The organism is uncultured Rikenella sp., from assembly GCF_910577125.1.
In the GTDB taxonomy this organism is placed as follows: domain Bacteria; phylum Bacteroidota; class Bacteroidia; order Bacteroidales; family Rikenellaceae; genus Rikenella.
Window position 1 is genome coordinate 1 of sequence record NZ_CAJTMN010000006.1, and the last position, 12,750, is coordinate 12,750.

Annotated in this window: 12 protein-coding genes; 7 read left to right on the forward strand and 5 right to left on the reverse strand. The window is 59.8% G+C overall.

The window, feature by feature from the left end; translation table 11 throughout:
- The 4 genes from QZ292_RS01495 to nagA form a co-directional block, all read left to right on the forward strand.
- Positions 1-255 (forward strand): hypothetical protein (locus QZ292_RS01495; RefSeq protein WP_294596844.1); only part of this gene is annotated, 255 nt, incomplete at its 5' end.
- Between the two features lie 98 nt (positions 256-353).
- Positions 354-500: a hypothetical protein gene (locus QZ292_RS01500; RefSeq protein ID WP_294596847.1), complete on the forward strand. Its 147-nt coding sequence runs from the start codon at positions 354-356 to the stop codon at positions 498-500.
- A gap of 238 nt (positions 501-738) precedes the next feature.
- On the forward strand, positions 739-1,722 hold the full coding sequence (gene fmt, locus QZ292_RS01505) for a methionyl-tRNA formyltransferase (protein ID WP_294596980.1): 984 nt from the start codon (positions 739-741) through the stop codon (positions 1,720-1,722).
- Entirely contained in the window at positions 1,719-2,900 is a 1,182-nt protein-coding gene (gene nagA / locus QZ292_RS01510; protein WP_294596850.1) for an N-acetylglucosamine-6-phosphate deacetylase, read from the forward strand. The genes fmt and nagA overlap by 4 nt, the downstream gene beginning before the upstream one ends.
- Positions 2,901-2,908: 8 nt before the next feature.
- Here nagA and QZ292_RS01515 read toward each other — a convergent pair whose 3' ends face one another.
- Genes QZ292_RS01515 through QZ292_RS01530 form a run of 4 tightly spaced genes read right to left on the reverse strand, consistent with a single transcriptional unit; the run spans position 2,909 to position 5,991 of the window.
- Positions 2,909-3,196, reverse strand: a complete 288-nt coding sequence (locus QZ292_RS01515) for a septum formation initiator family protein (protein WP_294596853.1) — start codon at positions 3,194-3,196, stop codon at positions 2,909-2,911.
- Between the two features lie 38 nt (positions 3,197-3,234).
- Positions 3,235-4,035, reverse strand: coding sequence for a bifunctional hydroxymethylpyrimidine kinase/phosphomethylpyrimidine kinase (gene thiD / locus QZ292_RS01520; protein ID WP_294596855.1), 801 nt, complete (start codon positions 4,033-4,035; stop codon positions 3,235-3,237).
- Between the two features lie 2 nt (positions 4,036-4,037).
- Positions 4,038-5,015, reverse strand: a complete 978-nt coding sequence (gene thiL, locus QZ292_RS01525) for a thiamine-phosphate kinase (protein ID WP_294596858.1) — start codon at positions 5,013-5,015, stop codon at positions 4,038-4,040.
- Between the two features lie 4 nt (positions 5,016-5,019).
- Entirely contained in the window at positions 5,020-5,991 is a 972-nt protein-coding gene (locus QZ292_RS01530) for a nitronate monooxygenase (RefSeq protein WP_294596861.1), read from the reverse strand.
- Between the two features lie 121 nt (positions 5,992-6,112).
- Here QZ292_RS01530 and QZ292_RS01535 point away from each other — a divergent pair, with 121 nt between their 5' ends.
- The 3 genes from QZ292_RS01535 (at position 6,113) to QZ292_RS01545 (ending at position 11,704) form a co-directional block, all read left to right on the forward strand.
- On the forward strand, positions 6,113-7,144 hold the full coding sequence (locus QZ292_RS01535) for an ATP-grasp domain-containing protein (RefSeq protein ID WP_294596866.1): 1,032 nt from the start codon (positions 6,113-6,115) through the stop codon (positions 7,142-7,144).
- Positions 7,145-7,151: 7 nt separating this feature from the next.
- Entirely contained in the window at positions 7,152-9,098 is a 1,947-nt protein-coding gene (locus QZ292_RS01540) for a 6-phosphogluconolactonase (protein WP_294596868.1), read from the forward strand.
- Positions 9,099-9,340: 242 nt separating this feature from the next.
- Positions 9,341-11,704: an ABC transporter permease gene (locus tag QZ292_RS01545; RefSeq protein WP_294596871.1), complete on the forward strand. Its 2,364-nt coding sequence runs from the start codon at positions 9,341-9,343 to the stop codon at positions 11,702-11,704.
- A gap of 91 nt (positions 11,705-11,795) precedes the next feature.
- Here QZ292_RS01545 and QZ292_RS01550 read toward each other — a convergent pair whose 3' ends face one another.
- On the reverse strand, positions 11,796-12,701 hold the full coding sequence (locus QZ292_RS01550; protein WP_294596874.1) for an alkaline phosphatase: 906 nt from the start codon (positions 12,699-12,701) through the stop codon (positions 11,796-11,798).
- Positions 12,702-12,750: the final 49 nt, after the last annotated feature.

The following is a 12,750-nucleotide window of genomic DNA, read 5'->3' on the forward strand; positions in this document are numbered from 1 at the left end:
GTAGGGCCGCAACTTCGCGGTGCTCGTTTCGGCCACGCTGGCTCCGACCCGCTAAACCCCGCCCCGGGCTACCGCGACGCAGGCAACTACGGACGGTTAGGCGATCCGATGTACGTCGGCGACGGCGGGTACAACTGGGTTTCTACGGACAACGGTATCTTCGGCATGTTCTTGGGTTTCCATGCAACATGGTTCAATCCCAGCCACGCGGACAGCCGCGCCTACGGTTTTCAGTTGCGTTGCCTCTCGGAATAAACGGGGCGTGCCGCACTCCGAAATGGCAGCCTCTACCCTACGGCGGCCCCGCCCCGGGCTTCCGCGATGCGGGAGATTATGGAAATCCAGGGAAGTTAATGAGTGTCGGTTATGACGGATACAACTGGTCGTCTTCGGTCAGCGGCTGCTTAGGAATATATCTGTATTTTTACATGCAGGGGTTGGATACGCATGCTGTCTATAATCGAGCCCACGGTTTTCCGTTGCGTTGCCTCTCGGAATAAACAGAAGCCGCCCCGGGCTACCGCTACGCAGGCTCGGGCACACCGGCGAGCGTCGGTAACAACGGGTATAGCTGGTCTTCGACGGTCAGCAGTACAAATGGTATGTATTTGGGATTCAACGTGACATTGCTTAATCCTAACAACGCGCTCCACCATGCCTACGGTTTTCAGTTGCGTTGCCTCTCGGAATAAACGGAACAGGGGAAATAAAAAACACATGCCAGATACATATATGTCGATGGAAGCGAAACAGTTACGGATAGTTTATATGGGTACGCCCGATTTTGCGGTGGAACCTCTGCGGCGGTTGGTCGAAGGAGGATATCGTATTGTCGGAGTGGTGACGGTGCCGGACAAACCGGCCGGACGGGGGTGGAAAATGCAGCAGTCGGCCGTCAAACAGTATGCGACGGAGGCTTTGCCGGGAGTGCCGTTGTTGCAGCCGGTGAAGTTGAAAGACCCGGAGTTTGTGGCGGCGTTCGAGGCGCTACGGGTGGATTTGGCGATTGTCGTGGCGTTTCGGATGCTGCCCGAGGTGATCTGGGCGATGCCGAGGCTCGGGACGTTTAACCTGCACGCCTCTTTGTTGCCGCAGTACCGGGGAGCGGCGCCGATCAATTGGGCGGTGATGAACGGAGAGCGAAAGACCGGTGTGACCACTTTTTTGCTGGATCACGAGATCGATACGGGGGCGATTCTGATGCAGAGCGAGTTGCCGATTTCCGACACGGATACGGCGGGGACGGTGCACGACGGGTTGATGGAGCTGGGGGCCGGGCTGGTGGTGGAGACGGTCAAGGGTTTGGCGGCGGGGACGGTGCGGCCGACGGTGCAGCCTCAGGTTCCGGAGGATGGACTGAAGCCGGCGCCGAAGATTTTCAGGGAGGACTGTCGGCTGGTGGCCGAGGGGAAACGGTGGGAGGACTACTCCACCCGCTCGCTGTACGATAAGGTGCGCGGGTTGAGTCCGTATCCGGGGGCTTGGTGCGATTTTCCGGGCGAGACGACAGCCAAGATTTTAGAGGCACACTATGAACCGTTCGATGCTGTGTTGCCGGAGGCCGCTGAGCAGGGGTTCGACACGGACGGCAAGCGTTGGTTGCGGGTGGCGTGCAAGGATGGGTGGCTGTATGTCGACCGGTTGCAGGTGGCGGGGAAACGGGCCATGGAGGTCGAAGAATTTTTGAGGGGATACCATTTTGCAAATGAAAAAACGGTATGAACGGGATGTGGAAAATCGTGAACGGCCGGGTGGTGACGCCGGGCGGGATTTTGCCGCAGGGACAGGTCGTCGTTGCGGAGGGAAGAATCGCCGAGGTGACGGAACGGAATGTCGAACTGCCGGCCGGGGCTGAAGTGTTCGATGCGGAGGGGTGTTATGTGGCTCCGGGATGCATCGACGCGCATGTGCATGGGGCGGCGGGACATGATTTTTCGGAGGCGACGCCGGAGGCTTTCCGGGCGATTGCCCGGGCACATGCCCTGCATGGGACGACGGCGCTTTATCCGACGATTGCCGCCGATGCGGTGGAGGTTTTTCGGCGGTCGATCCGGACATGCGAACAGGTGATGGCCAAGCCGGATGGCGGCGGGGCGTGCATCATGGGGCTGCACCTGGAGGGGAACTATCTGAATCCGGTGATGAAGGGGGCTCAGCATCCGGATCACATCTATCCGCCCAAGCCGGAAGAGTATCGCGAACTGTTGGAGGGGACGACGTGCATCAAGCGCTGGAGTGCGGCTCCGGAGCTGCCGGGGGCGTTGGAGTTCGGGCGGTATGCTTCGGCGCGGGGCGTGGTGGTCTCGGTGGCCCATACGACGGCCGACTATCCGGCGGTGAGACGGGCGTGGGAAGCGGGTTTCACCCATGCGACGCACTTTTACAATGCGATGACGGCGGTTCACAAAGAGGGCATCTACAAACGCGGCGGGACGGTCGAGGGGATTTATCTGACCGAAGGGATGACGGTCGAGGTGATTGCCGACGGGATCCATGTGCCGGCGGATATTTTACGGCTCGTCTATCGGATCAAGGGGCCGGAGCGGGTGGTTCTGGTGACGGACGCGCTGTCGGAAGCGTGCCGCGAGGGAGAGGCGGAGGGGATTTGCCGGCGCGATCCGAGGCTGATGATCGAGGAGGGTGTCTGTAAACTGGCGGACGGTTCGGCCATTGCGGGGAGCATTGCGACGGGGATTCGGCTGATCCGGACGATGGTGCGGGAGGCGGGTTGTCCGTTGTCGGATGCGGTGCGGATGGCGGCCGGGACGCCGGCGCGGATCATGGGTATTTCGGAACGGAAAGGGGAGATTCGCCAGGGGCTGGATGCCGACCTCATCGTGTTCGACGACGACTTCGCGCTGCGGCGGACGATGGTCGGAGGAGGATGGATTCGGAAATAACCTCGGGGCTACTTTTCGTCGATCAGGTAGATCACCTCGCCCGGGCGGTGCATCAGGAAGTTCTCGCGGGCGAAGCGCTCCAGAAAGGCGCTGTCTTTCAGCCCGGCGATCACGGCGCTGTCCTCCGCGATCTTGTGGATATAGAATACCTTTTCCTGTTCGAGCTCCCGGATTTTCTGATTGAGCTGTCGGCTGTCGAGGTAGTTGTTGCGGTCGAAAAAGACGATCCACGCGACGAATACCAAGGTCGCGCAGATGAAGATGTTCCGGTTGGAGAAAAGTCGCTCGAATTTCATGGCCTGCCGGACAAAGATACGGTAAATTTCGGGCGAAGTCAGCGGTTTCGGTCGAAAAACGGTTCCACCGGGCCGTGCCCCGAACCGATCGACCGGTCGCGGGCGGCGGCGATCGCGGCGTGGATGAAATCGGTCGCCTGCTCCGCCGCTTCGGCCAGGGGCTGGCCCAGCGCCAGAAAGGTCGCCAGCGCACTGGAGAGCGTGCAGCCCGTACCGTGCGTATTCCGCGTCTCGATCCGGTCGTGGGTATAGGCATGCGCCGTCGGATCGCCGGTGGAAAAGAGCGTATCGGTGAGCCGGTCGCCGGTCAGGTGGCCGCCTTTGAGCAGGACGGCCTGCGCCCCCATCCCTCGAAATCGCTCCCAGGCAGCTTCGTAGTCGTCCGGCGAGGCGATGGAGAGTCCGGTCAGCTGTTCCGCCTCGGGAATGTTCGGCGTCACGACCGTGGCCAGCGGTAGCAGGCTGTCTTTGATGGCATCGGTGGCGCTCCCGCCGGTCAGCACGTCGCCCGAGGTGGCGACCAGCACCGGGTCGAGCACGATGACCGGCGGACGGTACTCTTCCAATAATTTCGCAACCCGTTCGACTACCTTCCTCGTTCCCAGCATGCCGATCTTCACGGCGTCCGTTCCGATGTCGTCCAGCACGGCACGGAGCTGTTTCTCAACGATATCCGGCGAGAGAAACTCTACATCCGCTACCCCTCTCGTATTCTGTGCCGTCACGGCTGTCAGGACGCTCGATGCGTAGCCGCCCAAGGCCGAGATGGTCTTGATGTCGGTCTGTATGCCTGCGCCGCCGCCGCTGTCCGAACCGGCTATGGTCAGTATGCGTTTCATGGTCAGAAGTGTTTGAATCCGCTGAAATCCAGCGGTTTCCCATCGTATCGAATTTCCGCAGGGCCGGCGACGCAGCGCCCGATCGTAGCCAAAGGCCGACCGAACCGTTCGGTGAACCGTGCCTGCAGCTCTTCGAACCGTGCCGGAGCCACTGTACCCAGCAAAACATAGTCTTCGCCGCCGGTCAAAGCCAGTTCGATGGCATTCCAGCCTTGCTCCGTGGCAACTCGCTGCAATCGGTCGGAGATGGGGAGAGACGCCGTGTCGATCTCCGCGCCGACCCCCGATGCCCGCAGGATGTGTCTCAAATCCGAAGCCACACCGTCTGAAACGTCCATCAGGGCGTGCACGTCGCTCTCTCGCCCCAGCCACTCCCCTTCGGCCAGATGCGGCCTCGGGCGGTGGTGGGCCTCGATCAGGGCGGCGATTTCCGGCGTGGTCGGCAAATCCGCCAGCAAGGCCTGCAATCCGGCTGCCGAATCGCCCAACGGCCCGGTCACGACGATCAGGTCGCCCGCCTCTGCCCCGCTCCGCCGCTTGATCCGGTCGCTCTCCGCCATGCCTAAAACCGTGATATTGATGACGATACCTTGCGGCGCAGCGGTCGTGTCGCCTCCTAAGAGCGGCACGCCGAACGAGCGGTAACCCTCGAAAAAACGGTCGCACCACTCTACCCCGACTCCGTCGGTCGGCAGACCTAGGCTCAGGAAGGTGGCCGTCGGCGTGGCTCCCATTGCCGCCACGTCGCTCAGATTGACAGCTAAGGCCTTGTATCCCAAATCGTAGGCCGAAATCCGGTCGCGCAGGAAATGGACATCTTCGACCAGCAGGTCGGTGGTGACGACCAGCGACCTGCTGTCGTCCCACGGAATCACGGCGCAGTCGTCGCCGATCCCCTCCCAGCCTGCCGGTACGAGCGGCCGGAAAGCGGCGGCGATGCGGCCGATCAGACCGAACTCTCCGATTTCTTCGATTTTCATCGCTCTATGCCTTTTCCGACTCGGTTTTCCATCGGCTGACCCGCTCTACGGCGGCGTCGAATTCGGTCGTCAGCCGCTGCATGATCTCCGCCACCGGCTCCACCTCGCGAATCAACGAGGCGATCTGACCGATCTCCAGCTCCCCTTCCGTCAGGTCGCCTTCGAAGATGCCTCGTTTCGAGCGCTTTGCGCCTAACAGTTCCCGCAACTCTTCAACTGAAGCCCCTCTTGCCTCGGCCTCGGCGACCCGTTGGTAAAATTCGTTCTTGACCAGCCGAACCGGACTCAACTTCTTGAGGGCGAGCATCGTGTCTCCCTCGCCGAGGGTCACGCACAACTGTTTGAAAGCCTCGTGGGCCGACGACTCCGCGGCCAGCGCAAAGCGTGTTCCCAGCTGCACCCCGTCCGCTCCCAGCGTCATGGCGGCCAGCATGCCCGCTCCGGTCGCAATCCCGCCTGCGGCCAGCAGCGGCAGTCCGGTCGCCGCCCGAACCTGCGGAATCAGGGCCATGGTCGTAATCTCCTCCCGTCCGTTGTGTCCGCCCGCTTCGAACCCCTCGGCCACGATGGCGTCTACCCCCGCCGCTTCCGCTTTCCGGGCGAACCGGGCGGAGGCGACCACATGGGCCACCGTGATTCCCGCCTCCTTGAGGCGTCCGGTGTAGAGGGCCGGGTTGCCGCCCGAGGTGAAGACGATCGGTACGCGTTCGTCGATCAGCAGTTGAATCACCCGTTCGATCTCCGGGTAGAAAAGCGGCACATTCACGCCGAACGGCCGGCCGGTATCGGCCAGTGCGGCGCGCGTCTTGGCGATATGTTCGGCCAGCGTCTCGGGGTGCATGGAGCCGGCGCCCAGCAGTCCCAGACCTCCGGCGGCCGATACGGCCGAGGCCAGCCGCCAGCCGCTGCACCAGACCATGCCGCCCGAAACGATGGGGTGTTCTATCTTAAAAAGCTCTGTAATAGGAGTTTTCATTCCGAGGTGAGTTTTTGGATATTTATTGGATAAAGATAAAGCAAAAAATCCATAAATTTGTAGAGTGCAATACCGTTGTCGGAGGGCAGCGGAAAGGCTGAAATTCAGATCGAAACGCGAAATGTCGAAAAAAAAGATCGTTGCTGTCATCGCCGGAGGGGACTCCTCCGAGGATGTGATTTCATATAAGAGTGGGGCGCAGGTGTGGGGCTGTCTGGATCGGAATCTTTATGAACCTTATCTGGTCGTGCTGCGGCACGGGGTCTGGCGGGTCAATCCGGTGGACGCGACGCCTGAGGGGGCGACGGTGCCGGTGGATTTGAACGATTTCAGCTTTGTCGATCCGGCACAATCGGGGGCGGGCTGCCGAAAAAAGTTCGACTATGCGCTGATCGAGATTCACGGGACGCCGGGCGAGAACGGGATTTTGCAGGGGTATTTCGAGCTGATGGGAATCCCCTACTCGACTTGTACGCCGGAGGTTTCGGCGCTGACGTTCAATAAATCGCTCTGCAAAGCGGCTTTGAGGGGGCGGCCGGGGATCAACCTGGCGCGGGAAATCTTGCTGCATCGCGGGGAACCGATTCCGGAGGCGGATACTATTATAAAGGAACTGGGGCTGCCGTTTTTCGTCAAACCGAATGCCAGCGGGAGCAGTTTCGGAGTGACGAAAATCAAGTCGGCTGATCCTGCGGCGATAAAAGCGGCCATCGAAGCGGCTTTCGCGGAGAGCGATGCGGTGCTGCTGGAGCAGTTCGTCGACGGGCGCGAGGTGAGCTGCGGGATGATGGTGATCGACGGATGGGAGTGGATTCTGCCGGTGACGGAGTTGATTACGGAAAACGAGTTTTTCGATTTTGAGGCGAAATATACGGCGGGGGCGTGTCGCGAGGTGACGCCGGCGGAGTTGCCGGAGGATGTGGTACGTCGGCTCAACGAGGCGACGGCGACGGCTTACCGTACTTTGGGATGCCGGGGGGTGGTGCGGGTCGATTTCATCATCGACCGACGGACGGGAGAACCGTACTTTATCGAGGTCAACACCACGCCGGGGATGAGCGCGGCCAGTATCGTGCCCCAGCAGTGGCGCGAGGCGGGCCTGACCATGGGCGAGGCCTTCGGAATGATTATCAACGAAACATCAAAACAATAAAACCGTTATGAGTACCAATTACAAGCTTAAGACCGAAGGAGGACTGAAAGCAGGGGCCGAACCGATGGAGATCGTCACCCGGTTCGAACGCATTCCCACCTACATCGCGGCGACGGCGGAAGAGGGGGCGATTCGTGTAGCCGATGAGATCGCAGCGGCTATTCAGGCTAAGACTGCGGCGGGTGAACGGTGCGTGCTGGCGTTGACGGCCGGAAAGTCGCCGATCGGAGTCTATCGCGAACTCGTCCGGAAACATAAAAGCGAGGGGCTGAGCTTCAAGAATGTCGTGATTTTCACCTTGTTCGAGTTCTACCCCATTCAGGCCAGCGAACAACAGAGCTATACCTACTCGCTGTACGAAGAGCTGATCAATCAGGTGGACATTCCGGCCGAACAAGTGCATACGCTGGACGGGACGGTGCCGGCGGAACGGGTCAGCGAATACTGCAAGGAGTACGAAGCGAAAATTGTGGCGGCAGGCGGAATCGATATCTTGCTGCTCGGGATGGGCGATCAGGGACAGGTGGCGCTGAACGAGGCGGGGACTTATCAGAATACCCGCACGCGGATCGTGGCGTTGAGCAATGCGTCGCGGAAGCTGGTGGCATCGTCGTTCTACGGGATCGAGAACGTGCCGACCCGGGCTTTGACGGTCGGGATTGCCACCCTCATGCAGGCCAAACGCATCATCCTGATCGGATGGGGCGAGGACAAGTCGGAGGTGGCGGCCAAGGTGATCGAGGGAGCTGTGGATGCGGCTGTGCCGGCTTCCTACCTGCAGAACCATACCAATGTCGAAGTGGTGCTGGACGAGGATGCGGCTTCGCAGCTGACGCGCGTGGCGACGCCGTGGCTCGTGGGGACGTGCGTGTGGACGAACCGGTTTATCCGGAAAGCGGTCTTGTGGCTTTGTCAGAAAGTCAACAAACCGATTCTGAAGGTGACCTATCAGGACTATATCGACAACAGCCTCGGGCAGCTGATCGAAGATACCGGAATGACCTATGACAAGATCAATATTCAGGTCTTCAACGATTTGCAGCATACCATCTCGGGATGGCCGGGCGGAAAGCCGAACGCGGACGACTCGACGCGGCCGGCGCGCTCGTTCCCGTTCCCGAAACGGGTGGTGATCTTCAGCCCGCACCCGGACGACGACGTGATTTCGATGGGGGGGACATTTATCCGCTTGGCGGATCAGGGACACGACGTGCATGTCGCTTACCAGACCTCCGGGAATATCGCCGTGCATGACGATGTGGTGCTCCAGACTTTGGATACGGCGCGCGAATGCGGGTTCGAGGACAAGTACGAACATTTCAAGCAGCTGATCCAGAGCAAGGTCAAGGGACAGCCGGAGCCGCTCGAACTGCGGAAATTCAAGGGGGCGATCCGGCGCGGAGAGGCCAGAGCGGCTGACCGGAGCTTCGGCTTGAACGACGATACCAATGTACATTTCCTCAATCTGCCGTTCTACGAAACCGGTTCGGTGAAGAAAGGGGCGATCAGTCAGGCGGATATCGATATCGTGGTCGCGCTGCTGCGGAAGATTCAGCCGCACCAGATCTATGCGGCGGGCGACCTGTCGGATCCGCACGGGACGCACCGCGTTTGTATCGAAATCGTGCTGGCGGCGGTGAACCAGATCAAGGAGGCGGGGGATGCGTGGTTGAAGGATTGCGTGATGTGGCTCTACCGCGGGGCTTGGCAGGAGTGGGATCTGGATATGGTTGACATGGCGGTGCCGCTGAGCCCGGACGAGGTGATCAAGAAACGCCATGCCATTTACCGGCACTTGTCTCAGAAGGATATCGTGCCGTTCCCGGGAGACGACAAACGCGAGTTCTGGGAACGTGCCGAAGACCGGACGCAGGCTACCGCACAACTGTATGACAAGCTCGGGATGGCTGAGTATCAGGCGATCGAGGTATTTGTGAAGTACCCGATTTTCTAACCGCTTTTCCGACTGCTTTCGAAACGAGGCCTCCGGGCGTGAGTCTCTGCAAAAAGAGATCTCACCGCCCGGAGGCCTTGCATTTACCGGAGGGCGGTTGTCAAAAAATTAGACACTGACTGTCTAATTTTTTGACAACCGCAGGAATGGTATGGTTTGGTAAAATATTGATTTCCACCTTGATACTTGGTTTGGTTCGATTTTGGCATACGACAAGACGGATTAAAAATACATTCGAAACTATGAGAATGATTTTACGAAATTTGCTGACTGTCTTGCGGCGTTTCCGGCTGGCCTCGGCGCTCAATATCGTGGGGTTGTCGATTGCCTTCGCCGCCTTCATGATCATTCTGATGCAGGTGCATTACGATCGCTCGTTCGACCGGTTCCACCCGAAGAGCGACCGGATCTACCGGGTCGAGGTGAGCGAGGACAGCACCACTTATAATGCGCTGGTGGGACGGAAATGGGCCGAACTGATCGAAGACCGGCTGCCGCAGATCGAGATGACCGGCTTGCGGATGGATTTTGCGACCATCGGGAATCTGGCCAAAGTCGAACGCAACGGCGCGGTGCAGGGCTATCGGGTCGATGTGCACTTGATCCATCCCGATTTTGCGGAGATTTTCGATTTCGATATGGTCGAGGGGCGGCGCGAAGCGTTGGCCGAGCCGGGACAGGTCGTGATTCCGCAGAGTATGGCCCGTAAGTTCTTCGGCGACGAGAGCGCCTGCGGGAGGCGGATCATCTTCACCTCGACCGCCGATACGGTGATGACTGTCGGCGGCGTCTATCGCGATTTTCCGCGCAATACGCTGGTGCAGAATGTGGCCTATTACGGTATCAATCCGACGGTCTGGAAGCCGTGGGATGGCTGGCATTTCAATTATCAGCTGTATGTTACCCTCTCGGCGGGGGCCGATCCGGCGGAGGTCGAACGGCAGTTGTTGGACGAGGTGCTCCACTCGCCGGATATTCCGGGGTGGATTCGGGATTACAAGGCCGTGCGGCTCCATCCGCTGGCCGACCTGCACTATGCCGCAAATGTGCAGTACGATGCCGTGCCGAAAGGGAGTCGGGCCACGACCTCAGTGCTGCTGGCCATCGCGTTGCTGGTGATCGGCATCGCGGCGGTGAATTTCGTGAATTTCGCCACGTCGCTCGTGCCGCTCCGGATCAAAAGCATCAATACGCAGAAGGTGTTCGGTTCGTCGGTCGGGATGCTGCGCACGGTGCTGGTCGGCGAGGCGGTGGGAATCGCGCTGCTGGCTTTTCTCGCCTCGTTGTTCTGGGTCTATGCGGTCGGGCGGACCGGGTTTACGGCGTTTTTAGACGTCGATCTGAATCTGACGACCGCTCCGGGTATCGTCGGGATCGGGCTGGCGGTCGCTCTCGGCGTGGGGCTACTGGCGGGACTCTATCCGGCGTTCTTCGCTACCCGGTTTCCGCCGGCGCTGGTGCTCAAAGGGTCGTTCGGACTCTCGTCCCGGGGGCGCGCCCTGCGGATGGCGCTGGTCGGGACGCAATATGTTATCTCGACGGGCCTGATTATCGCAGCTTTCTTCATGCAGCTCCAGAACGGCTATCTCCGCACCCGCGATACGGGATATGATACCGAACAGGTGGCGGTGCTCGAACTCAACGATGCGCTGACCATGGAGCATCGGGAGCTGCTGGTGAACCGGCTCAAGGAGAGTCCGCAGATCGAACACGTCGCTTTCTCTCAGTTTCTGTTCGGTACGGGCGGAGCGCAGGTTAACGAGACGGAGGTCGGAGGCGAGACGGTTCGGTTTGCCTATTTACCGGTATCGTCCGAGTTTCTGGACGTGATGAAGATTCCGGTGGTGGAGGGGCGGAATTTCCAGGAGAATGATAACAGGGCCGACAAAATGCGTTTCATCATGAACGAAGCGACCCGGCGGATGTATTCGACCGTGGAGCTGGGGCTCGATCTCGAATACGGCGAGGTGGTCGGTTTCATACCGGATATTAATTACCAGCCGTTGCAACTTGCCAGCTCGGGGGCATTTTGTCTGAGCGTCGAACCGCCGGCGGGACTGTACCGTTCGTCGCTGCCGTGGACGTATGTCCGGATCAACGGCGATGTGGAGCGGGCGGTGGAACATATCCGCCGGACGGTGGCCGAGTTCGATCCGACTTATCCGGTGTCGGTGCAGTTCTACGACGAGGTCTTCAACAGCGTCTACCGGAAGGAGCGGAAGACGACGGCACTGATTACGACTTTTTCGCTGTTGGCAGTGGTGATTTCGTTGGTGGGAGTTTTCGGGCTGGTGGTTTTCGAGACGCAGTACCGGCGCAAGGAGATCGGGGTACGGAAAGTGATGGGAGCTACGGTGGCGGAGATTCTGGGGATGTTCAACCGCTCGTTTGTGCGGATGGTGTTGATCTGTTTTTCGGTGGCGGTTCCGCTGGCGTGGTATGGGGTGACGCGCTGGCTGGAGGGGTTCGCCTACCGGACGCCGGTCTACTGGTGGGTTTTCGTGGTGTCGCTGCTGATCGTGCTGGCGATTACGCTGACTACGGTGACGATCCAGAGTTGGCGGGCGGCGACGGACAATCCGGTGGATGCGCTCAAGGCGGAATAGGTGCGGCGGATGGCGGATGCGCTCAAAAAAAGCAGGGAGCACTCCGATAGAGAGTGCTCCCTGCTGCGTTCAATAAGAAGGTGGTGAAAAATTACCGCAGAATGGATTTCCCGTACCAAGCCTCCGGCACATCGAGCCGCAACAGATCCGCGATGGTCGGCGCGTTGTCGTATTTCATCACGATGCGGTCGATTTTCTGCCCGGCCGGAATTCCGCGACCGACGATGATATAAGGTGCGCGCATCTCATTCATGGTCTTTCCGCCGTGAGCAGTCCCTTTGCCGCCGTGATCCGCCGTAAAGATGACGGCAGTCGATTTCATGTCCATATTCTCCCGCACGCAGTCGTAGATCACTCCCACCAGCGAATCGACTTTTTCGCAGGCCCGGATGTATTCGGGGGTCATCCATCCGATCGAGTGGCCGGCGTGATCCGGTTCGCCGATATGGATGAAGGCGAGCGTAGGCTGGTTGGTCTTCAGAAAGTCGCAGAAGAGGCGGGTCGCTTCGTCGTCGTTGTCCCGGGTGGTCGTGTCGAGGTCTACCGCCTCTTTTTCGAACAGGTAACCTACCCCGTCCCACGAATAGACTACGCCGGTCACCGCTTCCGGCCGCTGGTCGCGCACGAGGCCGAAAATTCCCGGAAACATCCCGTATTTCGTGGTGCAGATCGGTTCCACTTCCGGGGTCTTGCTCCCCCACTCTGTGAAGCCGTGCATCTCGGAGCCGGCTCCCATCAGCAGGGTGGCCCAGTTGATGGCGCTCGACGAAGGAAGTACGCTCCGCGCTTCGGTGGTATAAGAACCCTCTTTCATCATCCGTTCCAGATTCGGGAAACGGCCCGGATTTTTGGTCAGCACCTCCGCGCTGAAACCGTCGCTGCCGATCATGACCACATGTTTCATCTTCGGTGCCCGTGCCGCAGCCGGTTCTGGCACGAGAGCTGCGCCGCCGATGAAAGCAGCTGTCAAGAAGAGAGCGATTGTTTTGTTTGTCATATGAAGTTAAATTTTGGGTTAGTCGTTGTGTTTGCAGAGAACGGAGCGG